The sequence below is a fragment of the Vibrio sp. 378 genome (assembly GCF_033339435.1).
In genome coordinates this window covers 671,208-694,505 of record NZ_JAWOUO010000001.1, presented here as the reverse complement: position 1 = coordinate 694,505, position 23,298 = coordinate 671,208, and the positions used below count along the sequence as shown (strand labels likewise).

Below are 23,298 nucleotides of genomic sequence, written 5' to 3'. Positions count from 1 at the left end.
TAAGTTTATGCCTTCTTACCGAGTAACTGATTGAAAAACGACCTTAATTCGTCATCACCAAGATTGAGCAGGTAGTCACCAACATACCATTCAACAATCGATTGATTTGGATGTGCCGTGACTTACGGGTTACCAAACCAAATGCCCTTTTCCGTGGCAAACGTGTATTGAAGTTCTTTCAACTCTTCACAGCTAAATGGCAGGATAAGGTGCAACATGTTTGCTTGAGGCTGGATTAGTCTTACCGCCAAAGGTGGGAACTCTTCAATGATCTTGTAGATTTGTTTTGTTCGCTCAAACAGAGCCCGCAGCTGCGCCAACCTTTCATCGAACGGCATTGCTGCAGACACTACATAAGGTGTTCTATTAATGATTTATTTAGAACAAAGATCCTGTTCACCGTAAACGAGCCACTTCGGTAAATATGCGGTTTCTGGAATTGTCCAGCCATACTTATCGTATGCCAATGCAGCAAGACCAATCAGTTTCAAAGAAACATTTCCTTTTGGCGAATAGCGAACATCTTCATTCATGTAGAACTGGTAATGCGCCTCTAACGCATCTCTCAGTGCTTCTTGATAATGTGACTCATCGCCATCGATAATGGCAACAAACACATTCACAAATGGAATAAACAAAGAGTGTACATATGGCACTCTGGTTGATTCTAAATATTGTGGGGAGGATTTCTCCATCACCGTTTGCAATAACTCAGGTAATGCTGATGAATTGCTAAATACACCGTTAACAAACTCGACCAGCGCAACATCGAAAGGATCTTTTAAACGCACTAACGACTCATCCATGATGGTCATCAGCTCTACGCAGCGCCAATCTCTCGCGGCCATCGCTAAACAGATTTCATCCAACCAAGCATCCATCGTTCCCCCTGCAATAGAACGGTTACCTACTTCCGAAAAATGTCGGTGCCCAACGGAGAATTCAACAACTTGCTCTGAATGATTGGCCAGTAAGTACACGTTATTCAATAACTCAAGCGCTCTTTTTATATAAGCTGGCGAGGCCTGATGTTGTCCATATTTTGAAGCAGTAAAAAATGCCTGAAGCGAATCCCAAGCATCGCCTTTCATTCTTTTAAGAGGTTGCTTATAAAAAGATTGTTTTTCATCAAGCATTCTTTCCCAGAAGCTGTAGAAATCTTCATCTTCTTCACGAAAAATACGCAATTTTCTTTCTTCAGGTATCTCTAAATAATGATTCTTCATTGGTTCCATCGTTCCCTAGCCTCGCATTATAAGTTGTTCTAATTTTTTGCTGTGATGATATTCATCCTCAAAATCAAGCCGTGAATGATGCCGAAGTTGATTTATAAAATCAATTTATAATCAGTATGTTGTATCGAAAGTTAATGCTTAATTGAAATGAATCGAAAAGCCGAAAAACATTTGAAATATAAGGCTACCGCACAAGCCGCGATGGGTAAGCCAGAACGTACCTGTCCATAAACAGTGGACGACGAACACTGACTTTGTGGAGTAAAGATAGACAGATATTCACCATTGTGTTCGCCTTTCTTTTTCTGTCGCTTTCGATAATACTCTTGCGCAATATTACTCAGCTGGAAAATTTTATGCCTCAAGCAAACTCTGTGGTCGTACTCGACTTTGAAACCACAGGTCTCTCTCCTACTTTAGGTGATCGCGCAATAGAAATTGGTGCAGTAAAGTTAGTCAATGGCGAGGTTGTCGATAGTTTTCAGCAACTCATGAATCCCAGTTTCAGAGTGAGTTCTTTCATTGAGAACTACACCGGCATTACCAACAATATGTTGCGATCGGCACCAAGCTGCGAAGAGGTAATGGCGTCATTTAGTGAGTTCATTGCTGGCGAGAACCTTATCGCTCACAACGCGTCCTTCGATAAACGATTTTTAGATGCAGAGCTTGAACGAATCAACTGTGGTTATTCGGGTGAGTTTGCTTGCTCCTTACTGGTGGCAAGACGGCTCATTCAAGATGCCCCATCACATAAGCTAAGTGAACTTGTTCGCTATAAAAATATCGACAACGACGGCGTTTTCCACCGTGCACTAGCCGATGCGCAAATGACAGCCAAGCTTTGGCTCTTAATGGTCGAAGGGATAGAAAACTCAGGCGTCGAAAAACCAAGTTTTCAGTTGATGCAAACGGTCAGTAAAACAGCCAAAGGAAAAGTCGACCTGCTACTCGCCAAAAGCCGTGCGTAACACCCTCCGAACTAAAAGCTGATTCTAGTCTCTTCGACGTTTAAGTGATTTTCGATATACATGCGATATTGGCTATATCTGTCAATATCGCAGTGCTTCTTATTCAAAACAAAGATCGCCTGGGTCACTCTATCCTCCAAAACTTCTAAAAAAATCGTGAATTATGTCTCACCGATTTAGATACTCGCTATAGTCACTCGAGACAATACGCAACAATTCGAGGTGTATTCACTGACTACTGATTTGTAAGCGATGATCAACAATGTTTTTCTGTTCTTAGAACAGTTTGCAGCTTTACTCATACTCGTACTGATTTCTGTTTTTGCTGTTGGCTTTTTATTTTTTGGTAAGGAAGCTCAAGTGTTTACACCAAGCATAAAAGGACGTATTACGAAGAACGATACTCCCATAAAGAATGCAAATGTAGTACTTAACATTCGGTCAGCAAATAGTTCTTTCGAACGTAGCTTCACCACGAATACAAATGGGGAATTCAAGTTTGATCCTGTTTTCAGAAAAAGGAACAAAGTTCTAAGTATTTTCGATGGCCTATTTCAAACAATATGCAGTGTAGAAGTGACCACAACCGTTGCCAATCAAAAGGTTGTTATTTGGAAAGGAATTTTCAGGCATCATGTCATCGGTATGAAGGAAAGAGTAAATATGTCTAATTTAAACTGCGAAGCCACCACCCCCATCAGAAAGTTTGAATTTCAATCCCATGGGGATTCCGTAAGTAGTCAATGTGACTTAAGTGATTACTTAAAAGTAAACAGATAGAGTAATGTTTACTCTATCAAACTCCTCAACTTCCTGATCCGAACGCGGTAGTTCGCTGGTCTCACCAACCAAACTGGCTTACTATGCCAGGTACCTAAAACGCTTTGTGAGTCACTCATGAGCAGAAAAAATAACAAAAATCTCAGCATTCTTCTTAAACTCACCACCTTTATTGCACCTTATAAATGGCGGGTTGCGGCGGCCTTAGTTGCCCTTGTCGCGACAGCAAGTTTGACGTTATCCGTTGGCTATGGAGTACGCATACTTATCGACCAAGGCTTTGCTCAGCAATCATTGCAAGAGCTTACCAATGCGATTCAGTTTATTGTCGGTGTCACATTGTGTATTGCCATTGGGACTTTCTTTCGCTTTTACCTTGTCTCTTCCGTAGGTGAGCGCGTTAGTGCGGATATTCGCCTTGCGGTGTTTAACCATGTGATTACGCTGCATCCGAGCTATTTTGAGACCAACAGTAGTGGCGACATTATGTCGCGCCTGACTACCGATACCACATTGCTGCAAAGCATTATTGGTTCATCGTTCTCGATGGCGATGCGTAGCGCTCTGATGTGTTTTGGTGCCATCATTATGTTATTCGCTACCAACGTTAAGCTCACGCTGATTGTGCTTGCTTCTGTGCCTTTGGTTCTGGTTCCGATTTTGTTTTATGGACGACGCGTGCGTGCGCTCTCTCGCCAAAGTCAGGACTCAATGGCCGATGTTGGCAGCTACGCTGGAGAAGCGATAGAACATATTAAAACCGTGCAAAGTTTTAGCTCAGAGTCGCATGAACGAGCGGCTTTCGCTGTCGAGGTGGAAAAAGCTTATGAAATAGGTAGACAGAGAGTAAAGCAGCGAGCGATCCTGATATCAGGCGTTATTGTGATTGTGTTCAGCGCGATTGCAGGCATGCTTTGGGTAGGCGGCAGCGATGTGATTCACGGAAAAATGTCTGCGGGTGACCTAGCCGCATTTGTGTTTTATGCCATTATGGTTGCCTCATCGACTGCAACCATTTCCGAAGTCATGGGTGAATTGCAAAGAGCCGCAGGTGCTACCGAACGGCTGATTGAGATCCTTCAAGTAGACAGCGATATTAAAGCGCCGAACAACTATTTGCCTGTCCGTTCCGACATGCCTGCTGAGGTTAACTTTAATTCGGTGAGTTTCAACTACCCTTCTCGACCAAATCAACCAGCAATCAAAGAATTAAATCTAACTGCTGAACAAGGAAAAGTGTTGGCGTTGGTCGGCCCTTCTGGTGCCGGTAAAACAACACTATTCGAACTGCTGCAACGCTTTTATGATCCGCAAAAAGGGCAAGTGTTGTTTGGTGGTGAAGATATTCGACAGTTCGACCCAAACGAGCTTCGACGTCAAATGGCGCTCGTACCACAACAACCAGCGCTGTTTAGCCATGATGTTTTTCATAATATTCGCTACGGTAATCCTGAAGCGACGGATGAACAAGTTATCGAAGCCGCGAAAAAAGCCCATGCCCATGAGTTTATTGAGAAGCTTCCCGAAGGCTATCACAGCTTTTTAGGCGAGCGCGGCGTTAGGCTATCGGGCGGACAAAAGCAGCGCATTGCGATTGCTCGCGCGATTCTAAAAGATCCAAAAATCTTACTGCTAGACGAAGCTACCAGCGCCCTTGATAGTGAAAGTGAACATCACGTTCAGCAAGCACTTGAAGCTCTAATGAAAGGACGCACAACGCTGATCATTGCTCATCGTCTTTCGACTATCCAACATGCGGATAAAATTGCGGTGCTTGACAATGGCGAGTTAGTCGATGTTGGTAACCACCAATCATTAATGCAAAGCTGTGAGTTGTATCAGCGACTTGTGGCATTGCAATTTAAGCACTTGGAGTAACGCCTAGTTAAGCGTTCAAAAGTAAGTAAAGGCGAACAAAGTAATTTAATAACAATAGCTTAACGATGTTTTTTTGTATCAGTCCTGTGAACCCTGGCGAGACTAGGGATCTGATAGCAGTGCGCTGAGTGGTTAATGAGATAATTTAGACCATGAAGAGCTAGGGTAGAAGATCCCACATCATGTCCCATCGTCGCTGTACAAGGTGACGAAATACAAAAGATGCCACTCGCAGTTAAACGAGCGGCATTAAACCAAGCAGCTCGTCTTTTAACAAAGGAATTCCAGTAACCAGCGTATTCTCCCTTCAACTAGAAACACTCGTTCACAACTACCATATAAAACCCAATCAGCTTCATTTGTAATAATTCAGGTTTCAAAAATAGGAAATCATTACTGAAAAAGTTTACCGCGTTTTGTGTTGCTATCTATGGTTACAATATTTGAGACATCAATGCCTTTAAACCAAGCAACACAAAAGCGGCACCGATATGAACAGCGAAGCGAAACAACTATTTTCTTATCTATGTCAGCGATACGATGCGCTTTCTCAAGAGCTTGAGTCTCGCCCTTTTCCTGAATTTTCTGAGACTATTACTCATCCTCTTGGGCACTGTTTAGTCCGTTGCCCAGCAGGTAGCCAACGCTTTTCTATTGTAGCAGTCAACTTTGCACCCTCCATTCGCGGGCAAGGCGTGCTTACTGCATTTATCGACTACATCAAAAGCAATCCTTACCACTACCAAGGTGTTGAGGTTGCAATCATTGAAAACAAGAACTTAGCTAAACGGCTTTTGTCTCTTGGCTGGAAGTACAAGTCCCTGTTTGGCAAGATTTTCTTCGCTAGCAAGCCGACCCTAGTAAAGGACTTTCAGTCTGCGTAATAGTTATTACGAAACCGCATCGACATCCAAAGTAAAACCATCACTCAAAATCCGTAAGCATGTTGAAAAAAACTTGGCGATCTTCTGCAGTACTTCCTCGATGAGCAGTGTATTCAACGTGCGCGTCTGCGCTGGCTTTTGGGGATAGATTGATGCCCCATAACGCATTAATTTGGTTTGGTACGATGGAATAACGCATATCAACAATTCGCATTTCATTATTCGGATCCTTCGCTACAAAACCGTTTGAAAACCAACGGAAACGTTCGATGTCTTTTGCTTGTTGCGATTGCGGGTTTAGCCACGGAAATTGCTCTTTTATATTTAACTTTGGAGTTGATTCGCCAGGGTAAATTTTTATTGAACGCCCCACCCTTACGGCATCTACATAGTAGCTCTCTTCCGTTTCATAAATTAGTTTCCAAACCAAAAGATTGCTGAAACTTGGTTTGGCTTTTAATTGTATAGCGTTGTGTTGTCGCTCTTTGACGATTTCCCAACCAGCTACTTCTGCTCTATCTCGCTGGATCATTCCAAGACTTAGGTAAGCCAGGCACCATAAAAATGCAATGCGGGCATAGTTTGGGCTTCGCTTCAGTGCAACAAACAAAAGCAATATTAAAATAGGGAGTGTGAACGCGGGGTCGATTACCGAAATAGTGTTCCAAGCATAACGCGTGTTGCTTATCGGCCATAGAAGCTGTGTTCCATAACTGGTGCATGCGTCTAATAACGCATGGGTACTATAACCAAGCGCGCAGTAAAACCAACTCTGCCGGAAGCTTAGTCCTCGCGTTTTTGCGAACAATGGATACAACACCAAAGCACAAATGAAACTACCAAACGGGATAAACAAGAGCGAGTGAGTAAATTGGCGATGGTATTCCAAATACAGCAAAGGATCAGTTGAAGAACGGATGAGCACATCTAAATCCGGAGCCATCCCAGAGACCACGCCCAACACGCCAACAACTGCAAGGTTTCGCTTGTTGCTCACGGCCAGTGGCAAAGCTGCACCCAATAAACCTTGCGTTAACGGATCCATCGTTCACTTCCTTTAGATAGATGAAGCTCAGCTGGAAAGCGTACACGCTCAATAGTCGGTTCCAATTTAAAAACCAGAAGGTTCTTCGACATAAATTATCCGCATTTAAGTGGAAAACAATACACGACTTAGTCATGCATTTGCTTGTTTAGCAACAAACACCTTGATTTAGTGTAAGAAGGAATCACGCCGTTCGCTAGTGAACGAACAAATCTGAGTCTAGGCTTGTTTGGTATTTCAAACCCGAAGGTTTATCTGACGCGAAAAAACAAGGCGATCCAAATGGCTCGCCTTGTTTCTAATTTACTGAACGATAAACGACAGGTGTTTAGTCTTGAGGATTCTCTTTCGCGTTGATTTCAGCGTAAGTGTGCAGCAGCTCCGTCAATGTTTTTACCCACGCAAAAACATCCGAAGGTGCATTTTCGATTAGTTTTTCCACTAGAGCACAGTGTGTTTCTAGCGTGATGGCCTCTTCCAAACGGAATGAGATCGCGTAGAAATGCCAAAGCACCAATCGCGTCATTCGCTCGCTATTTTGCTTTGCGTTGTCTGAGTCATCAAACGCTTGTTGAATTTCACTCAGTGCGATTGCTGTCATGCGTAGCATTGCATCAAGACGTGCAGACAACATGCGGTCTTCACTATCCACTTCTTCTTGATCAAAAGTGAACAGCTCATTCATCACGTCTTCTGGCACCATTTTACTGATCATACGAGCACTAAACTCTTCCAGCTCATGGCGAGGCATAGTTACAAGACAATCGAAGGTGTAATCACGAAGCATAAAATCACTCTAGGTTAGAAATCAATTTCAGCCTCGCATTCTAAATATTGAAATTTCAATTGCCAGTGTTAATTTCTATCCATCTACGAAAAACTACAAAACACCGTTGATTGCAATACCAACTCCAATCCGCTGCTGATTATGATCATAGTCGATCAAGCTCTTACCATAACCCGCTGAGTATTGTGCGTACCCCTGAACTTTGCCCCAAATCGGAAATGACACACCGAGTTCTGCAAAACCCTTATGTGTTTGAAAGTTCTGGCGACCTAAAAAGGTAAACTCGTAACCATTCCACTTGTAAGCACTCGATAGCTCAAAGTGTCCCATATAGTCTTCGATATCCGGGTTATCATCACCTTTGGGATCATTAGGCGATGTCTTTTCATCTTCAGGTATACGCCACCAAGGCTGGATAGAAACCGCAAAATTGTCTTTTGCAAAGGTTAAGTTGGCATAGACACGGTTCCAACTGCGCGATAGCTCCTGTCTCTGACCGTTAGACTCATGTTCAATACCAAAACCTAACCAAGTCGAACCATCAAGTGGTTTCCAGTCTGTTGGGGTGTAGTAAAAAAGCTCTGGACGATAATTGGTTTCACGGAATGGACGAGATGCTGCCCCCGTGTATACCTGCCAAAATGATTTAAGAGTCATTCCAAAAAACAGACCATCGCCATCAAACAACAAGTCATCATAGTTCATTGGTACTTTAAAACTGATTTGGAACTCCGCCTCTTCCTTACGCAGTTCATCGCCGTATTTGGTGTCGGCATACGCGCGTTTATTTACACGATCACTGTATGTAAACGGAAGAATATAGTTAACGCGATGCGCGACTAGGCTAAACGGTTCGAACGCGTTTTCTCGTTCTGATTCCAAACGCTTGTCGACCAAGCTTTCCTGAAGTTCTTCAGGCTCTTCAATTTCTGGATCTGCGGGCACTGTGCTGGTTACTGTGTCAAGCTCACACTGCGCGCGAATGCTCTTTATGGTTTCCTCACCTTTGCTTTGCTTTATTTTGTCTAGCAAACATAAATCATAAGCACTGGCTGTTTCTCCCATCGCAACTGGCGCTGCCAATAAACTCAGTATTGATATCCCTGCCACTTTTGAAGCCATCTGAAACCCTTAATATTCTTTATGTCAAACCAGATAATTTTAGTTTTTCTTGGTAAACCGCTTGCTATTCTGACGTTAAGGCAATGTTAAATTTCCGCCGACTTTACGTCTTGGATAAATGCAACAGACTTTAGACATATCGGTCAACTATGATCAAAGCGCAAAAAACAACCAAGAGTTGAGCATCATAGATAAAAACCACTCGTTTGCATGATGCTCATGTTCTCTATGCAAAATACTGGCTCGTAACTTTGATTGCAAACCCGGCTATGAATAAACCCAAACCAAAACCCAAATGCGCCAATGTGCTAAGAAAACGGGCTTTCCAAGGTGTTGGGGTTTTACTCGCAGCAAAACCAAATCCTAGACAAGGTTGAATGACCAAAAATGGGAAGATCAACGTTACCACGCCTGTAATTAAGCTGGGCATTAGACTGGGCTCTACCAACCAATGATGACCAAAAACAGTAACGTGAGCCAAAGCGAAAGTAACGCCGATGGCATAATGCAAAAACCAGCCAAGTGACTTTTCTCCCGGCATCGCCTCTGACGCCATAATTGGCGCATGCATAAACTTTCCTTGGGGCATGTACAAAACCCAGCGCGCAACCAACGCATAGTTTAATGAAGGAATACCAAACACTCTCCTTTGTAACCATGCCCATAAATCCATTATCAAAGTGGCACCAATCCCTATTAGCACCGCTTGCAATCCCATTAAAAGCAGCATTTTTCTCTCCTCAAGTTTTTGATTTGTTAAGGTCTTAGTTGCATGCTACAACTTAAAGCCAACTTGAAGTCAATGGGGAATAATATGGATATTGCAGAAGTGGTTAGAAAATCAGGATTGCCGACTTCAACGCTCAGGTATTACGAACAGCTGGGGTTAATTCGCTCGATAGGAAGGAATGGATTGAGACGCCAATATTCACCAGAGGTACTCAATACACTCAATTTAATTAGTTTGGGGCGTATCGCTGGAATATCGCTTAACGAAATGGCAGAAATGTTGAATCAATCAGAAGTTTCAAAGCCATATATCGATCGTGACTTACTAACGAAAAAGGCACTTGAGATTGATGAGCAAATAAAACGTTTGAAAGCGGTGCGAGACAGCCTAAACCATGTTGCTACCTGCCCTCATGAGTCGCATATGGACTGTTCTTCATTTCAGAAGCTTATGAAGGTCGTAAAGCGTTATGTCCCCCAAAAGCAGAGATAAACCGCTCTCCCTACCGTCCTATTCTTGATTTACAAGGAAGTAACTCGCGATTGTGAGTTACTTCCTTTCATATTACTTAGCTTGCGATTTTACGTACTTCTTCACTTTTTTCATCGCCATTTTTTGCTTTAACGGTGAAAGGTAATCAATGAACAAGTTACCAGATAGGTGATCAATTTCGTGCTGCATCACAATCGCCAAGAACTCATCGCTCTCGATTGTAATCGGGTTGCCATCACGGTCTAGTGCAGAAACAACAACTGACGTGTAACGCTCTACATCTGCGTAGTACTCAGGAACAGATAGGCACCCTTCTTGACCAAGTGCTTTGTTTTCTCCGCTCACCACTTCTGGGTTAACCAAGATTAAAGGATCATTGCGTTCGTCAGAGATATCGATGACAACAACCGCCTCTTTTCTGCCTACTTGGGTTGAAGCTAAACCGATACCATTGCCCGTTGCGTAAAGTGTTTCTAGCATATCGTCTATCAGCGTTTGTACTGTCGATACATCAGTGACTTTTTCTGCTTTTACTTTAAGCCTTGGGTCTGGAATGGAGAGAATTTCGAGGACTGCCATACTTACCTTTCATATCTATAAATCGTAATTCGTGGCGAATTATACACACGTTTCTCGATACATAAACCTGCTAAGCTATCTTGCGCACAAGGCATAAACCATTAACTCAAACGACAACACAATAAATGGGGTTGTCTTTTAAACAAAAAATCCTACAAACAGGAAACTAAAACGCCAGCACATTATGGCAGGCGTCTTGTCATGATCCTAATTGAATCGTTTGTTGTATTTTATCTACTGACTTTCCTTGGCTTTGAGTAACACTCTAATCGCCATTTTCTCACCACTTTTTAAAATTAAGTAGGCGATGCCAATCGTTATTAGCATTATGATAGCAATAAAAATACTTACCCCACCGAGCTCAGATAATAAATAAAACGGAGAAATATCTAACGACATTAAGATAAGAGAGAACACTACCAAACTTGCTAAAGTCCACAGTAAAACAGCATACCATCTTGTTTTTGATGGCATTACATCTCCAGTCTTGTAGCCGAAGTAATAACCAACACTCATGGCTGGGATTAACGTGCTAAGAAAGCCTGTACCACTCATTTCTATCCCAACAATATATTCAATGGCCAACAGCAATGCAGCCCAACAAACGGACGCCAGACACAACAGAGACGCAACAAGAAGTACCGATGGTGGCTGGTTTATTTCTGATTCTGAATAGTTATTTTTTAATTCCACTTTCATTTCCTTCCATTTATTTGAATAAAATAAGCGTTTTAGATCATGCTTCCGCTTGGACAACCTAGAGAAACAACACCACAAGAAATACAACTTGTAGCTTTTTAAATAGTTTTATTTTCATTTAACCTAGATTCCAACTAACTGTTATTTTTAAAATTAAACCCTCTCTCTCAAATGGTATATTCAATGAATTTACTCATAAGGGCCCAGTGCAACCATGTTAATACGTTCTATGTATCAGAAACAATTCATTTATTTCCAATGACACTAGTGAGATCATGCGACGTGATTGGAATCTCACTTAAGTTTTCATGGACCTATCACGCTGAAAATTGAAGTCTCTACCTGTCATAGAATAAAAAGCCGTCAAAACCAGTGGTTCTGACGGCTTTTTATTTTCTATTACACACTCGATTATTGTTGCAGCTTCGCTGTGGCTTCTACTGCTTTGTAGAAGTCCAGCACTCTCTGTTTGAGGTTCGATTAAAACCCTATAAAACATTAAGCCGCAATATTAATTGAGTTGTTCTATATAGCGATTCAGCTCTACCGCATATGTTTTTTGATCAATCGCAGTGTCACCTATTTCTTCATCTAGAAATCCAAGTAGCATTTGTGCACCACCTTCACCATTATTTAACGCTTGCGTCAAGTAATAGGCTGAAAGCACCTTATTTTCAGGTAAACCACAGCCATCATCATACAAACATGATCCTAAATAAAATTGTGCACTAGCCAACCCATCATCAGCAGCCTCTGAGATTAAAGAAAAGCCCCGCTTAACATCCATGACTTTTGGCTCTTTCAGAAGGATTATCCCTAAAAGCTCTTTACTATGAACATCATCCACTTCGATAGCTTTGATCAATAAAGACTTTGCTCCTTGCACATCACCTTGTTCATAAAATTTATTTGCTTCGCTGTACAACTGCTCTGGAGCTTCTCGGTTCTTAGTTAGGAGGCTTTCTATCGTTTTAGTTGCCTCAAACTTTGACGTAGTATCGTTACATGCCGTAACAAGGAGCACTACTAATAAAACGTTAACAATTCTCATGTTATTCCCATGTGCATTTGATAAACAAGACTGCTGTCGAGTATGAATCGTCATACTGACCGCTTACAATTTGAAACTTTGTATTGATCGGAGCTTTAGCACTAGCTTCACACATATTGGCAATTTGACCACGAACATAAGCACTCGAATCAAAGTTATACTTGTCTTCTTGAGGAATTATACTTGCTAATGAAACTCTAGATAGTTGAGGAGCTTTCCCATATTCCCTTTCGACTTTCAAATACTTCACATTAACAATCAAAATGCAGCCAGATGATTCTAGATTTGCATTGTGTACTCGATTAGCTAGTACTCTAACGTTTTGTCGGATAATATCAAAGAGAAGCATAGCCCTGCCTTTCTGTAATACCATCCCTAAGGCCATGGCCCTTCCACTATTTGCTTTCATTGCAGTAGAAGCTAGAGTTGACGACTGTATTGGAGCTAGAGACGAAAATTTACGTGAAGGAATAACAGCTTTGTTTTTCCAGTGCATTCGATCGGTTAACATACCAGACTTAACCGCCATGTTGCGATCTATCTGTTCCTTAAGCTTTTGTAACCTTTTCTCACCTGTAATATCATTTGGAAGCTTACGTAATGGTCCCGCAAGAGAAGTATCTTTTATGGTATTAACGGGAATTTTCTCATTATCTAATTTGCTTCTTAGTTCGACACAAGAGCTAAATAGTTTGTCAGCTGGATACATGTAATTAATGTAGTTGATTGATAACGGCGTATCTCTCTCGTGCGTTAGTATAGAAATGTACATAATGATTCTCTCAAAACCATTATTATGAACAGGATTGCATAAAGTTCCAAGCTCTAAGTTGTCCTAGTTGTGAGATATACCCTCATCAATGAAAGTTAATTTATAGTTAGATATTTGTTAGAAACACTCAGCGGTCATTACAAATAAACATTCGTTAACTATATGTGTTGTCACCATTACATGTAAGATTATTAAAAATAAAGGCTAACCAGTTGGTTAGCCTTTATTGATATTACTGCTACAATTTTGCTTTGGCTTTTACGCGGACTTTAATTAACACATCACCATCGACCAACCTAAGGTCGAATATTGGTGAATGTCGCGGTGGTGACTCCATCACTTTGTGACGACAACGATTTTACGTCTGCGCTAAAGTAATATGGATTAAGTGGCATTTTATTCTCTGCTGGTCGCGCGTAGTAAAGCTTGGCAGGCTGTTTTGCCATTTGTTGCGCGTACAAATACCCGACCAACGCATGTTCAAACTGGTGGTAACCATTTCCCCAATGGAACGCTTTGGTTGATTTAGGACTCAGACCGACTCCTCCATATTGATGATCCGCCCATACGTCCATAAAAGTGGGTAACGTGTATTGAAGCGTTTCTTTCATCGAACCATCGACAAGAGAAACTGTCATTGCCGCTTGATCGAGCTCTGCCCATTCCCAAGACGAGCTATAGTGCTTGTATGGTCTTGATTGCCAAGCAGGAATGCTCTCTTGCGTCCATTTACTCTGCCATTCTGGTGAGAAAAGCGCTTTGACTTGCTCAAAGTTTTGCTGGTATTGCGCTTGCTTAAGCGTGTGTTTCATTCCTTTGAAACCAAACTCTGTCCACTTTGAATTTTCCAACAACTGACCTGTCAGATACGTCATCCAATACGCCTTGATGGTGTGTCCAAAATCATTGTGTTTCGCATCTGGCATCATTACTGCTTTGTGGTGTATCGCGCCATAAAAGCGCTGCTCTTTGACGGAATGGTAGTTATCTATCATCACTTGCGTCAGCCATTGCAGATCTTGCTTCCACTTGGCTTGCGCTGGCGGTGGTAAAAGTGGCGCCGTTAACAACAGATAGCCATTGATCTGGTCAAGTTGAGCGACTAGCTCTTGCTGCTTCGCACTTTCCCCATCACCGTCTTTCAAAACCCAAGCCAGACCGCGATCATCGCTTCGTCGGTATTGTTTAAATATAAACGCTTGCTGGTCGATGAGCGCTTGTTCGACCTTTGGATCTTGAGTCAAGTAGTAATACATCGCCAAACCCACCAAGGCGTAAGCTTGGTCTTGAGAAGTTCGTTGTTGCCACTCCATCCCCGGTTTCCCACTACGCGTAAAGCTCACAAAGCCGCCGTTTTTCTCATCTTGTAGATGATCAATCAGGTAATAAGCCCCTTTCTTTGCCAGCTCTAATGCTTGCTTGTCACCCGTAAGATGAAAAAGCACGCCATAAGCGTAAGTTTGGCGCGATTTCATGCGGGTGTATTCGCGATCGAAGTGCGGGCTAATCCACCCTTTGTTTAATTCTCCACACGGCTTTTGTGGGTCGAGAATGACACCGTTATCACAACGAAAAGTCGGAAAATTCCCCGCAGGTTGTCCATGCGCGCTTTCCATCATCCAATATGGGGCTAGGCCATTCGTCACATGGTTTAACCAATCATCCCCCGAAGGCAGGCCTACATCAGCAAAGCTGCTCATGCTCGTCGTTGCGAGCAATAAGGTAAGATATTTAAAAGACATAACACTCAATTAAGTTATTGAATTTTATCCAGTATAAATAACTCCCTTTACGCATATTGTTGTCGTGCTCACAATAGCCTTACGCATTTGTTTGCATCAATCATCTTTCAGCCTTGTTCGATGACTGAGCCGAGAATAAACGCTACTCTGTCTTCGACTGACATTTTGGGCACTTCGATCAATTGATAACCAAATTTGTGATAAGCGTTGACCATCTGTTGATACGTAGCCACCGCTTCAGAAAAGTCTTGCTTTCGCTCTTCGTCGTTGCTGAATATCGACGTCCACGGTGGAAAAATGAATACTTGAGAATGATAACGAAGCGTCTGGCAATGCGTGATGAGCTCATGCGAGATTGGCAGTTGTTCCAACTTACTGTAGCCATATACGTCCACAATACTGCGATCAAAAAACACATTCCCTTGGTGGACATTGAAAGCTCGGTAATTGCTCACTTCTGCCTTCATCATTTCGTCTCGAAAAGCTTGTTTGTCATTCCAAGGTAATGCTGAACCGTGATTGGCAACCTGCGTTTGTATTACTTGACGACCGGTTTCTGGCGCGCAGATAAAGCCTTGTGTTTTGAGTTGTTCGATAACCGAGGTTTTTCCTGCACCGGGACCACCAGTGAATACGATGAGTTTATTCAAATTTGTTTCCTTATTTTTTGTTTGAGTGAAGTAATGCGTGTACAGCCAAGAAAATGGGCATCATCTGGCGTTTGAAATTGGCATTTGGCACGCCAGCGTTAAGCGAGATCGGTAGTGGGAAATTTGGGGGAATAGAACTGAGCAGTGAAGAGATTTACAAAGTAAGAACCGAAACGACGTGTTCATCGGTTATGGAAAACGGAGGAATGCTGAGCGAAGCAAGCTCGCCCAAAATAATGGGTTGGGAAGTGGTGCGATTGGTTCTGATGGTTAACGCGTCAATTGGATATCTATATCAAGAAAATGGCACCTAAGCCTAAGAACGCAAAGAAACCAACGACATCGGTAACGGTCGTCAATACTACCGAGCCAGCCACGGCGGGGTCAATGTTAAACTTCTTCAACGTGAATGGTATCAACGTACCCGATGCCGCGGCCGCCAAACTATTGAGGAAAATTGCACAACAGATAATAAGCGCCAATGGCCAAGAGTCAAACACCATGTAGACGACACCCGCGATGACTAATCCCATGATCAAGCCATTAATGGTGGCGATTTTTAATTCCTTATTCACCAATAGCTTCAAGTTACTTTGGTGCAAGTGGTTCAATGCGATACCCCGAATGGCCACCGCTAAGGTTTGGCTACCTGCGATGCCGCCCATACTCGCCACAACAGGCATTAAGATAGCAAGCGCAACGACTTGCTCGACCACATTATCAAAAATACCAATGATGGCAGAGGCAACAAAAGCGGTCAGCAAGTTAATCACTAGCCAAAGTGCTCTTAACCTTGTCGCCACGCTTAATGGTGTGAACAAATCTTCTTCGCTTCGTACGTTTTCTGCCACTACAGCTTGTAGGCTGAGTTCGCGCAACGTAATCGCGATGGTCGCCATCGACAAGACGCCCATAATTTTGCCACCAGCCATGATAGGAAACCAATGTGCTCCACCATCAATCGAGACTTGTTTGCTGACGCTTTGAATCGTTTGAATATCTTCTAGAATTGGCGTAACTACGGTCAAGTCGGTAAGTTTGATATGATTTTCGTGCAGCAACAGGGTTTGCGGCTCTATCGTACCAATCACACCACTTGCATCACGCACAATGATCAACCGCACTGGACTTTGCCCACGTTTTAGCAGCTCGGTTTTGATGCCTCCTACGCTGTTTTTAGGGTTTGCGACCAGAAAGTGAGGCTCGGCATAACGTCCAACTTTGTTGTCTTCATACGACAATGCTTGTTGGATATGCGCGACAGACTCTTCACTTTGATCAATAAGGTATTCATCTACAAATTCGGTCGGTAGAAAGTCCGCAAAGATGATCAGTTCTGAATCCGTTATGTACGCCAAGCGTTCATGTTGTAAGTCTTTATTGAGTGATTGATGAATGTGCTTGGCGGTGTCGTATCGGAGCAAATTTAATACCGTCCAATACTTCTCAGGCGGCACTGCTTCTATGACACGCTTACGGTAAGCAATGTTGACCGATTCCAAAATGTTCGCAATCTGTGCTTCTTGATAGTCTTTCAAAAAGCTCAAGTCTTCGGTCGATTCTATCGCTTTAATGATCTCAGCAAGCAAATGTGGCACTTTGCGGTTAATTTGCAATTGGTTGGAATCTATCATTACTTTTACCTATAGCTTTCACTACCACATTCGCCGCATTGACGATATGTGCTATCCGAAGGCATGAATTCTTGATGTTAAAATTCTAGGCGATAGTTGACTTAATTGCGGAATTTATATTTCGCTCGCAGAAACAAAACGCCTCTGCATCAGTTCATGGTATAGACTTGAATGTGTGTCAGGCTCATTCGCCTTGTTTGATAATGGAGTAATCAATGGCACCTGTATTTTTTCTGACTCAGCAGGCCGCCTTACCAAGTCGTAAGGTGCTTCGTAAAGTGATTCAATTTTCGACAGCGCTGGCTCAGCCTATTGTAGTTTTAGTGGAAGACCATCGCCGAAGTGAAGATCACGCATTCGCTCATTTTCTCAGTTTCAACTCTGACCATATAGAAAAAAGACAAGCTGAGTTTGAAGCTTGGACCTTAAAGTTCAACGCATTAATTGTCGAACTTTGTGAAGAAGAAGAGCTTGAAACACCAACGCTCTCTTACGAGCATTTCAAAGGGAGCCATTGGGTTGAGCAAGTTGCGAAACGACTTGTTGACCACACTGACTTACTGCTCGTGGGACACTTTAACAAACACGAGATTCAAACGATGCTCACAGAACTGGCACAACAAGATTGCGACTTGTTGCTACTGAGTGAGCGGTCATGGCCTTCTCACGCCAACATGCTTTGTGCAATCGACCCACTTCATCGAGGGGATGAAAAGTCGATAGTAGATAAAGCCATCGTCTCGCGAGGCTCAAAATTAGAACAAACCTTAAGCGGGAAAATGACGCTCGTTTACTGCCGATACGTCGCACCATACCTCTCTCGCTATCGTGCAGAGATATTAAGCAATCAAAAAGCAGGCATTACAGATTTTATTAGTGCGCAAAAGTTAACGCGAGTTCCATTACTATTACCGGAAGGAAACCCTGAAACGGCGTTACCAAAAGCAGTTAAGCAATCACAAGCAGCGATTTTGATTATGGGGGCATGTAAACGAAGCATGTCATCTCAATTTTGGTCTGGCAGCACTGTAGACACGTTACTTGACCAACCACCTTGTGACCTACTGTTGGTCAACAGCTCCAAGGGCTGACTAGGTATTCCCTATTAACCAACCCTTTCAATACCAAGCGCAGTTATTGGCTCTTTACATCTTCTAACTGCGCGGCTTCATGCTCTGCGTTCAAGGCTTGTTTCTGCTGCTGTTTTATCTCATCCCAACTGCGTCCCGACTCAATCGCAGATACACGCTGATCGTATTTGTTGCAGGCTCTTTCGAGTACTTTCTCAGGATCTATACCCTTTTCTCTTTCCAGCGCTTTTAACACGTTAAGGTAGTTCCACAACACATCGCCTAACTCGTCTTCCAAATGACAAAGGCGATCCTCACGAATCTCTTCGCGGACTTCATCAACTTCTTTGCCAATGGCCTCCAGATAAGTCTCTACGCCTTTAAACCAAGTGTTGGTTTGGTCATATTGAGATTTTCTCGTCGCAATTGCATACAGCTCATCAAATTTCTTCATTGCCTCTCCGTAGAACACGTTTTTATTTATGCCTTTTTAGGACGAATAAACTTCCCTTTAGCCGTCACTCTAACTTCGCTATTGACCCGCAATTGAGCCACCAGTTGATATATACCGCGTCGTTCACCTTCACAGTGTGCAGTAATCGTGACTCGATCATCTAACTGAATAGGTGCATGGTAGCGCACATCCAACTGCGCCGTAAGGGCTTGAATGTCTCTAGATAACAAACAATGCGTCATTGCACCATCGAGAAGCGAACTGGCAATACCACCATGCAACAGGTCTGTGTAACCTTGATGACGCGGTAAAACGTGAAACTCTCCGACAACAGAACCATCGGCTAGGTATTGGTAGTTCACGGACAAAGAGTTCGGATTCACATTAATTGAAGAACAAACCGCACATTGATGATGAGATTCGTGAGTGTAATGACAATAGCTGTTTGTAGACATGATAGTTACTCGGTTTCTCAAAAGAGAAATTAGCATATGCCAACAATTAAAAAGAAACGGCGAGTAAACTTTGTTTGCATGTTGCAGGGCCAGCAACCTCGCTTTTCATAACACTAAATAATCATTTTAATAATTAACGATAATTTCCAGTTTATTTAGAGTGGCGATATGGTTTGCATAGTGATTACGCAACGTTATGAAAAGGCGACTTATGAAGTTTCTCCACACGATGATCCGTGTAGCTGATCTAGACAAATCTATCGAATTTTATACAAAAGTTCTGGGAATGAGTGTTTTGGATCGTTTTGAAAACCAAGAATACCGTTACTCACTGGTGTTTGTTGGTAACCCTGATCAACCAGATGGCGCGACCATCGAGCTAACTTATAACTGGGATACCGACAGTTACGACTTGGGTAACGCATTCGGACACATGGCACTGGGGTCTGAAGATATTTACGCCGCTTGCGAAAAAATTAAAGCGCTTGGTGGCAATGTTACTCGCGAGCCAGGTCCAATGAAAGGCGGAGAAACTCACATCGCGTTCATTAAAGATCCCGATGGTTACCAAATCGAACTCATCCAAACTCAAAAATAACGAGGTTTCCTATGACAGACGCATTATTTCAACCCATTCAACTTGGCTCTCTCTCATTAAAAAACCGTATCGTTATGCCTCCGATGACGCGTTCTCGTGCTTCTCAACCAGGTAATATCGCTAACGACATGATGGCGACCTACTATGCTCAACGTGCTGAAGCGGGCCTAATCGTTGCTGAAGGCACACAAATTTCGCCAATGGGTCAAGGCTATGCATGGACACCAGGCATTTACAGCCCAGAGCAAATTGCTGGCTGGAAAAAAGTAACTGATGCAGTGCACGAGAAAGGCGGCACTATCTTCGCGCAATTGTGGCACGTTGGTCGTGTGACTCACCCTGATAACATTGGCGGTGAGCAACCTATTTCTTCTTCTGCGCTAAAAGCAGAAAACGTGAAAGTATTTGTCGATAACGGCACAGACGAACCGGGCTTTGTCGACGTGGTTGAGCCACGTGAAATGACCAAACAAGACATCAAGAACGTTATTGAAGAGTACCGCCAAGCCGCACTAAACGCGATAGAAGCCGGATTCGATGGTATCGAGCTTCATGCAGCGAATGGCTACTTGGTTAACCAGTTTATCGATTCTGAAGCGAATAACCGCACCGATGAATACGGTGGCTCTATTGGAAACCGTCTGCGTTTTCTTGGTGAAGTGATAGAAGCGATGACGCAAGCCATTGGCGCTGAGCGTGTTGGTGTTCGTCTTGCGCCATTCACTTCGTTAAATGGCACCGTTGATAGTACGCCAGTCAAAACCTACACCGCCGCTGCAGCGCTGCTTGATAAACTCAATGTGGTTTACATTCACATTGCAGAAGTGGATTGGGACGACGCGCCAGACACTCCGCACAACTTTAAAACCGCAGTTCGTGAGGCGTACAAAGGTACACTGATTTATGCCGGTCGTTACAACGATGAAAAGGCGCAACACGCGATCGAAAGTGGTTTAGCTGACATGATTGGCTTTGGCCGTCCGTTTGTTGCAAACCCCGACTTACCAAGCCGCATCAAGCATGGCTATCCACTGGCAGAACATGACCCTGCCACATTGTTCGGCGGCGGTGAAAAAGGCTTAGTGGACTACCCTGCGTACCACGCGGGTTAATTCATCTACGTAAAGCTGATTCGCAACTCGCGACAAACCAATAGCGAAACCAAAAGAACCTTGCTCTTCCCCCTGTAACGCCAAGATGCAGGGTTCTTTTTAGGCAAGCCACCAGAATTAACGTCTTTGACAAGATGTACAACCTCGACACGCAGAGCGCGTCGTTTTACTGAGCAAACTGCGTTGTACTTTACAGTAAGCATTCTTTAAAGCACGACGACCTGAAAACCAATCATCCGGTTTAGTGAGGATTAAGTAGCCGTTAAACCTCTTAACCAACTCGGTTCGATTGTTTTCGATAAATCGGCTATCAAACTCGATGTCGAAGTAATTCAAAGCCTCTTCGATACAAGTAAAGCTGGCAATTTTTTCCTGAATCGTATTCTCTGTCATCGTTTCTTTAGCGTAATCATTTTCAATGCAGTCTAAGTGCCTCGCGCTTTACGTTCTTTGATTTAGCGCTTCTTAAGATCATTCTTTATGGGGTTTCCATATTGAAATTCAATTTGGGAATTCGTTAACCCACCTAGCATTTTCATTTTGAAAATCACTTTAAGGCACTGATTTAAATAAACATTATTTCTGGTTCATATTTTGCTCTACTTCATTAAACGGAATGTTGGAGCAACACGATATGACTTACAGAGCAGAAGTAGACGGATTAAGGGCGATTGCTGTCACGTTGGTGATTTTGTTTCATGCAGGAGTTGAGCAATTCGCTGGTGGCTTTATTGGCGTCGACGTGTTTTTTGTGATCAGCGGCTATTTGATCACCACCATCGTGATTAACGACTTAGAAAACCAGAAGTTCAGCCTTGGTGATTTTTATGAGCGACGCATTCGTCGCATACTCCCCCTCTTACTGGTGGTGATCGCCGTCAGCTATTTGATGTCTTGGTGGCTATTTTTGCCGCAAGCACACAAAGACGTTGGTCAGTTTGCAGTGTCTTCCATTCTTTCCTCATCCAACATTCTTCTGTATTTAAAAGGCCACAATTACTTCGGTTTAGAAGATCAAGCCAACCCGCTGTTCCACACATGGAGCTTGGGCGTTGAAGAACAGTACTACATTGTCATTCCTTTGCTACTCATGCTACTCGCTCGTGGTAAAAACGCGTTTTACCTGACTTTTTTTATCACGGTATTTGTGCTGAGTTTGATGACTATTGTCTACGCGAGCAACGATCCTGATTTCGCTTTTTACATGATCTTCTCTCGCGCTTGGGAGCTGGCAACCGGTTCATTACTCGCATTAGTGATGAGAAAAGTCCAAGTTCAATCTAACGATACTCTAGCAACCATTGGCATCGTTTTGATATTGGCTTCCGCGCTTTTGTTTGAAAAATCGCAAGATGGCGCGGGCATTACGCTGCTGGTGCCGGTCATCGGTAGCGCGTTGGTGATTTTGTTTGCCTCTAAAGGCAATGTCTGCGGTAGATTACTGAGCCTAAAGTGGGTCGTGTTCGTCGGCTTAATCAGCTACAGCTTATACTTGTGGCACATTCCATTATTTGTCTTTTACCGCTACGTGTTGGACACAACACAAGACGTCAATATCCCGCTTTACGTTATCGCTCTTTTTGTACTGTCTTACTTCACTTGGCGCTTTATTGAAAAGCCATTCCGTAGCCGAAAAGCCATGAGCATGCGCACTGTGTCCGCGGTTATTGTGTTGTTGACGCTGCCCTTGCTAACGTTCGGCGTTATCGGTCATCAAAACGGTGGTTTTCCAGAAAGAAGCGCATTTTTCGAGGCCATGCGCGTTAACAACGGTTATGGTTTAGATTGTAACGGCAACACCAACGTTAACGATGTGTGCTCGTCTGCGCCGCAGCCTGCCATCGCTGTGTTAGGCAATAGTCACAGCATGGTTTACGTGAAGCGTCTATCCGAAGTAACACCAACTGGCGTGGTGCAACTTACTCAAGATTCCTGTGCGGTCGGTTATGTCGACACCATCAAAGGTGCTGGCTCAGTTCCTTGCCGACAGTTCTTCAATGAGGCTGTCGATACCATTTTGCGTACCCCTTCTATTCGTCGCGTCGTTATCTCTTCCAACTTCAATAAAGAGCTTTCACAAGCCGATTACGAGGCATCATTGACTGGTTTGTTGAATGAACTGGAAGGGAAAGAAGTGGTCGTTTTCGGCCCCACGCCTTCTGCACCGTTTGCGGTAGGAGAATGCCTTTGGAAAGCGCGTTTGTTTGGCGAGACAGAAGAGTCTGCCTGCGACTTTTCTCCCAAACAACATCACCCTCAAAACGTGGCGAAGTTAGTGAACTACTTTGAGCAATTTGAGCACGTTGAGTTTGTCGACTTGACCGATGCCATTTGCAGAAATGGCGTATGTCGAATGAGAGTTGGAGCAAACAATGCGATGTATACGGATGACAGCCATTTATCTTACAAAGGTGCTGAGTTGGTGCTTGGGCATTACCTCAACACTACAAATGAAGCGCAACAGTTCACTTACGACCGACAATAACCAAGGAAATAAACTTTTATGCTTCAGCGCTTATCTCAGGTAAGCGCTGAATGCTTTAAAGCAAGACAAAGCT

General features: G+C 43.3%; 25 protein-coding genes and 1 pseudogene. 10 read left to right on the top strand and 16 right to left on the bottom strand.

Going from position 1 to position 23,298, the window contains the following annotated elements; translation table 11 throughout:
* Positions 1 to 5 precede the first annotated feature (5 nt).
* A pseudogene (locus tag R7Q48_RS02985) lies at positions 6 to 374 on the bottom strand (threonine aldolase); the annotation flags it as partial.
* Complete coding sequence (locus R7Q48_RS02980; RefSeq protein WP_154204333.1) at positions 375 to 1,235, bottom strand: immunity 49 family protein; 861 nt, start codon at positions 1,233 to 1,235, stop codon at positions 375 to 377. It abuts the pseudogene before it with no gap.
* A 356-nt stretch (positions 1,236 to 1,591) separates the two neighbouring features.
* On the opposite strand from R7Q48_RS02980, the gene R7Q48_RS02975 reads away from it, so the two are divergent.
* From R7Q48_RS02975 to R7Q48_RS02960, 4 genes are all read left to right on the top strand, one after another.
* Positions 1,592 to 2,206, top strand: coding sequence for a PolC-type DNA polymerase III (locus R7Q48_RS02975; RefSeq protein ID WP_171053569.1), 615 nt, complete (start codon positions 1,592 to 1,594; stop codon positions 2,204 to 2,206).
* Positions 2,207 to 2,458: 252 nt separating this feature from the next.
* Positions 2,459 to 2,986 carry a DUF6795 domain-containing protein gene (locus R7Q48_RS02970; protein ID WP_213866366.1) on the top strand — a complete coding sequence of 176 codons (528 nt, stop codon included), beginning with the start codon at positions 2,459 to 2,461 and terminating at the stop codon, positions 2,984 to 2,986.
* Between the two features lie 117 nt (positions 2,987 to 3,103).
* Positions 3,104 to 4,864, top strand: coding sequence for an ABC transporter ATP-binding protein/permease (locus tag R7Q48_RS02965; protein ID WP_213968421.1), 1,761 nt, complete (start codon positions 3,104 to 3,106; stop codon positions 4,862 to 4,864).
* A 491-nt stretch (positions 4,865 to 5,355) separates the two neighbouring features.
* A complete protein-coding gene (locus R7Q48_RS02960) occupies positions 5,356 to 5,748 on the top strand; it encodes a hypothetical protein (protein WP_256902712.1) in 393 nt (130 codons plus the stop codon).
* A 40-nt stretch (positions 5,749 to 5,788) separates the two neighbouring features.
* On the opposite strand, the gene R7Q48_RS02955 is transcribed toward R7Q48_RS02960, so the two are convergent.
* From R7Q48_RS02955 to R7Q48_RS02940, 4 genes are all read right to left on the bottom strand, one after another.
* Positions 5,789 to 6,793, bottom strand: a complete 1,005-nt coding sequence (locus R7Q48_RS02955) for a metal-dependent hydrolase (protein ID WP_256902713.1) — start codon at positions 6,791 to 6,793, stop codon at positions 5,789 to 5,791.
* Positions 6,794 to 7,121: 328 nt separating this feature from the next.
* Positions 7,122 to 7,580 carry a hypothetical protein gene (locus R7Q48_RS02950; protein WP_005388759.1) on the bottom strand — a complete coding sequence of 153 codons (459 nt, stop codon included), beginning with the start codon at positions 7,578 to 7,580 and terminating at the stop codon, positions 7,122 to 7,124.
* A gap of 93 nt (positions 7,581 to 7,673) precedes the next feature.
* Entirely contained in the window at positions 7,674 to 8,702 is a 1,029-nt protein-coding gene (locus tag R7Q48_RS02945) for a phospholipase A (RefSeq protein ID WP_017820977.1), read from the bottom strand.
* 226 nt (positions 8,703 to 8,928) lie between these two features.
* Positions 8,929 to 9,432 carry a DUF2938 domain-containing protein gene (locus tag R7Q48_RS02940; RefSeq protein WP_033906514.1) on the bottom strand — a complete coding sequence of 168 codons (504 nt, stop codon included), beginning with the start codon at positions 9,430 to 9,432 and terminating at the stop codon, positions 8,929 to 8,931.
* 84 nt (positions 9,433 to 9,516) lie between these two features.
* Between R7Q48_RS02940 and R7Q48_RS02935 the strand changes: the two genes are divergently transcribed.
* Positions 9,517 to 9,924, top strand: coding sequence for a helix-turn-helix domain-containing protein (locus R7Q48_RS02935; RefSeq protein WP_031778925.1), 408 nt, complete (start codon positions 9,517 to 9,519; stop codon positions 9,922 to 9,924).
* Between the two features lie 72 nt (positions 9,925 to 9,996).
* Here the strand turns inward: R7Q48_RS02935 and def are convergent, their stop codons facing one another.
* The 6 genes from def to R7Q48_RS02905 form a co-directional block, all read right to left on the bottom strand.
* The gene (def, locus tag R7Q48_RS02930; RefSeq protein WP_005388756.1) at positions 9,997 to 10,503 is read right to left on the bottom strand and encodes a peptide deformylase; all 507 of its coding nucleotides are present in this window, start codon (positions 10,501 to 10,503) and stop codon (positions 9,997 to 9,999) included.
* A gap of 234 nt (positions 10,504 to 10,737) precedes the next feature.
* On the bottom strand, positions 10,738 to 11,202 hold the full coding sequence (locus R7Q48_RS02925; protein ID WP_042520755.1) for an ABZJ_00895 family protein: 465 nt from the start codon (positions 11,200 to 11,202) through the stop codon (positions 10,738 to 10,740).
* Positions 11,203 to 11,713: 511 nt separating this feature from the next.
* Positions 11,714 to 12,253 (bottom strand): tetratricopeptide repeat protein, encoded by a 540-nt coding sequence (locus tag R7Q48_RS02920; protein ID WP_256902714.1) that lies wholly within the window; start codon positions 12,251 to 12,253, stop codon positions 11,714 to 11,716.
* Between the two features lies 1 nt (position 12,254).
* The gene (locus tag R7Q48_RS02915) at positions 12,255 to 13,025 is read right to left on the bottom strand and encodes a hypothetical protein (RefSeq protein ID WP_033906510.1); all 771 of its coding nucleotides are present in this window, start codon (positions 13,023 to 13,025) and stop codon (positions 12,255 to 12,257) included.
* A gap of 296 nt (positions 13,026 to 13,321) precedes the next feature.
* Complete coding sequence (locus R7Q48_RS02910; protein WP_318132148.1) at positions 13,322 to 14,767, bottom strand: AGE family epimerase/isomerase; 1,446 nt, start codon at positions 14,765 to 14,767, stop codon at positions 13,322 to 13,324.
* A gap of 107 nt (positions 14,768 to 14,874) precedes the next feature.
* A complete protein-coding gene (locus R7Q48_RS02905) occupies positions 14,875 to 15,417 on the bottom strand; it encodes an AAA family ATPase (protein WP_256902716.1) in 543 nt (180 codons plus the stop codon).
* Positions 15,418 to 15,470: 53 nt separating this feature from the next.
* Here R7Q48_RS02905 and R7Q48_RS02900 point away from each other — a divergent pair, with 53 nt between their 5' ends.
* Positions 15,471 to 15,731, top strand: coding sequence for a hypothetical protein (locus R7Q48_RS02900; RefSeq protein WP_256902717.1), 261 nt, complete (start codon positions 15,471 to 15,473; stop codon positions 15,729 to 15,731).
* Here R7Q48_RS02900 and R7Q48_RS02895 read toward each other — a convergent pair.
* Positions 15,708 to 17,051 (bottom strand): magnesium transporter, encoded by a 1,344-nt coding sequence (locus R7Q48_RS02895; protein ID WP_171342916.1) that lies wholly within the window; start codon positions 17,049 to 17,051, stop codon positions 15,708 to 15,710. The genes R7Q48_RS02900 and R7Q48_RS02895 overlap by 24 nt on opposite strands.
* Positions 17,052 to 17,266: 215 nt before the next feature.
* Between R7Q48_RS02895 and R7Q48_RS02890 the strand changes: the two genes are divergently transcribed.
* On the top strand, positions 17,267 to 18,142 hold the full coding sequence (locus R7Q48_RS02890) for a universal stress protein (protein ID WP_025767825.1): 876 nt from the start codon (positions 17,267 to 17,269) through the stop codon (positions 18,140 to 18,142).
* Between the two features lie 43 nt (positions 18,143 to 18,185).
* Here R7Q48_RS02890 and R7Q48_RS02885 read toward each other — a convergent pair whose 3' ends face one another.
* Both R7Q48_RS02885 and R7Q48_RS02880 read right to left on the bottom strand, forming a co-directional pair.
* Positions 18,186 to 18,575: a MazG nucleotide pyrophosphohydrolase domain-containing protein gene (locus tag R7Q48_RS02885; protein WP_005376487.1), complete on the bottom strand. Its 390-nt coding sequence runs from the start codon at positions 18,573 to 18,575 to the stop codon at positions 18,186 to 18,188.
* Between the two features lie 26 nt (positions 18,576 to 18,601).
* Positions 18,602 to 19,030, bottom strand: a complete 429-nt coding sequence (locus R7Q48_RS02880; protein ID WP_215810366.1) for a PaaI family thioesterase — start codon at positions 19,028 to 19,030, stop codon at positions 18,602 to 18,604.
* Positions 19,031 to 19,241: 211 nt separating this feature from the next.
* Between R7Q48_RS02880 and gloA the strand changes: the two genes are divergently transcribed.
* Both gloA and R7Q48_RS02870 read left to right on the top strand, forming a co-directional pair.
* Positions 19,242 to 19,628, top strand: a complete 387-nt coding sequence (gene gloA, locus R7Q48_RS02875; protein ID WP_005376490.1) for a lactoylglutathione lyase — start codon at positions 19,242 to 19,244, stop codon at positions 19,626 to 19,628.
* Positions 19,629 to 19,639: 11 nt separating this feature from the next.
* Positions 19,640 to 20,740: an alkene reductase gene (locus tag R7Q48_RS02870; RefSeq protein WP_256902719.1), complete on the top strand. Its 1,101-nt coding sequence runs from the start codon at positions 19,640 to 19,642 to the stop codon at positions 20,738 to 20,740.
* Between the two features lie 117 nt (positions 20,741 to 20,857).
* Here R7Q48_RS02870 and R7Q48_RS02865 read toward each other — a convergent pair whose 3' ends face one another.
* Positions 20,858 to 21,133, bottom strand: coding sequence for a nitrogenase-stabilizing/protective protein NifW (locus R7Q48_RS02865; RefSeq protein ID WP_053349151.1), 276 nt, complete (start codon positions 21,131 to 21,133; stop codon positions 20,858 to 20,860).
* Between the two features lie 241 nt (positions 21,134 to 21,374).
* Between R7Q48_RS02865 and R7Q48_RS02860 the strand changes: the two genes are divergently transcribed.
* Entirely contained in the window at positions 21,375 to 23,225 is a 1,851-nt protein-coding gene (locus R7Q48_RS02860) for an acyltransferase family protein (RefSeq protein ID WP_137282682.1), read from the top strand.
* Positions 23,226 to 23,298: the final 73 nt, after the last annotated feature.

Bases quoted from the DNA above. Each gene is read 5' to 3' on its own strand.
- R7Q48_RS02980 (WP_154204333.1), bottom strand. From the start codon at position 1,235: ATGGAACCAATGAAGAATCATTATTTAGAGATACCTGAAGAAAGAAAA.
- R7Q48_RS02975 (WP_171053569.1), top strand. From the start codon at position 1,592: ATGCCTCAAGCAAACTCTGTGGTCGTACTCGACTTTGAAACCACAGGT.
- R7Q48_RS02970 (WP_213866366.1), top strand. From the start codon at position 2,459: ATGATCAACAATGTTTTTCTGTTCTTAGAACAGTTTGCAGCTTTACTC.
- R7Q48_RS02965 (WP_213968421.1), top strand. From the start codon at position 3,104: ATGAGCAGAAAAAATAACAAAAATCTCAGCATTCTTCTTAAACTCACC.
- R7Q48_RS02960 (WP_256902712.1), top strand. From the start codon at position 5,356: ATGAACAGCGAAGCGAAACAACTATTTTCTTATCTATGTCAGCGATAC.
- R7Q48_RS02955 (WP_256902713.1), bottom strand. From the start codon at position 6,793: ATGGATCCGTTAACGCAAGGTTTATTGGGTGCAGCTTTGCCACTGGCC.
- R7Q48_RS02950 (WP_005388759.1), bottom strand. From the start codon at position 7,580: ATGCTTCGTGATTACACCTTCGATTGTCTTGTAACTATGCCTCGCCAT.
- R7Q48_RS02945 (WP_017820977.1), bottom strand. From the start codon at position 8,702: ATGGCTTCAAAAGTGGCAGGGATATCAATACTGAGTTTATTGGCAGCG.
- R7Q48_RS02940 (WP_033906514.1), bottom strand. From the start codon at position 9,432: ATGCTGCTTTTAATGGGATTGCAAGCGGTGCTAATAGGGATTGGTGCC.
- R7Q48_RS02935 (WP_031778925.1), top strand. From the start codon at position 9,517: ATGGATATTGCAGAAGTGGTTAGAAAATCAGGATTGCCGACTTCAACG.
- def (WP_005388756.1), bottom strand. From the start codon at position 10,503: ATGGCAGTCCTCGAAATTCTCTCCATTCCAGACCCAAGGCTTAAAGTA.
- R7Q48_RS02925 (WP_042520755.1), bottom strand. From the start codon at position 11,202: ATGAAAGTGGAATTAAAAAATAACTATTCAGAATCAGAAATAAACCAG.
- R7Q48_RS02920 (WP_256902714.1), bottom strand. From the start codon at position 12,253: ATGAGAATTGTTAACGTTTTATTAGTAGTGCTCCTTGTTACGGCATGT.
- R7Q48_RS02915 (WP_033906510.1), bottom strand. From the start codon at position 13,025: ATGTACATTTCTATACTAACGCACGAGAGAGATACGCCGTTATCAATC.
- R7Q48_RS02910 (WP_318132148.1), bottom strand. From the start codon at position 14,767: ATGTCTTTTAAATATCTTACCTTATTGCTCGCAACGACGAGCATGAGC.
- R7Q48_RS02900 (WP_256902717.1), top strand. From the start codon at position 15,471: ATGGGCATCATCTGGCGTTTGAAATTGGCATTTGGCACGCCAGCGTTA.
- R7Q48_RS02895 (WP_171342916.1), bottom strand. From the start codon at position 17,051: ATGATAGATTCCAACCAATTGCAAATTAACCGCAAAGTGCCACATTTG.
- R7Q48_RS02890 (WP_025767825.1), top strand. From the start codon at position 17,267: ATGGCACCTGTATTTTTTCTGACTCAGCAGGCCGCCTTACCAAGTCGT.
- R7Q48_RS02885 (WP_005376487.1), bottom strand. From the start codon at position 18,575: ATGAAGAAATTTGATGAGCTGTATGCAATTGCGACGAGAAAATCTCAA.
- R7Q48_RS02880 (WP_215810366.1), bottom strand. From the start codon at position 19,030: ATGTCTACAAACAGCTATTGTCATTACACTCACGAATCTCATCATCAA.
- gloA (WP_005376490.1), top strand. From the start codon at position 19,242: ATGAAGTTTCTCCACACGATGATCCGTGTAGCTGATCTAGACAAATCT.
- R7Q48_RS02870 (WP_256902719.1), top strand. From the start codon at position 19,640: ATGACAGACGCATTATTTCAACCCATTCAACTTGGCTCTCTCTCATTA.
- R7Q48_RS02865 (WP_053349151.1), bottom strand. From the start codon at position 21,133: ATGACAGAGAATACGATTCAGGAAAAAATTGCCAGCTTTACTTGTATC.
- R7Q48_RS02860 (WP_137282682.1), top strand. From the start codon at position 21,375: ATGACTTACAGAGCAGAAGTAGACGGATTAAGGGCGATTGCTGTCACG.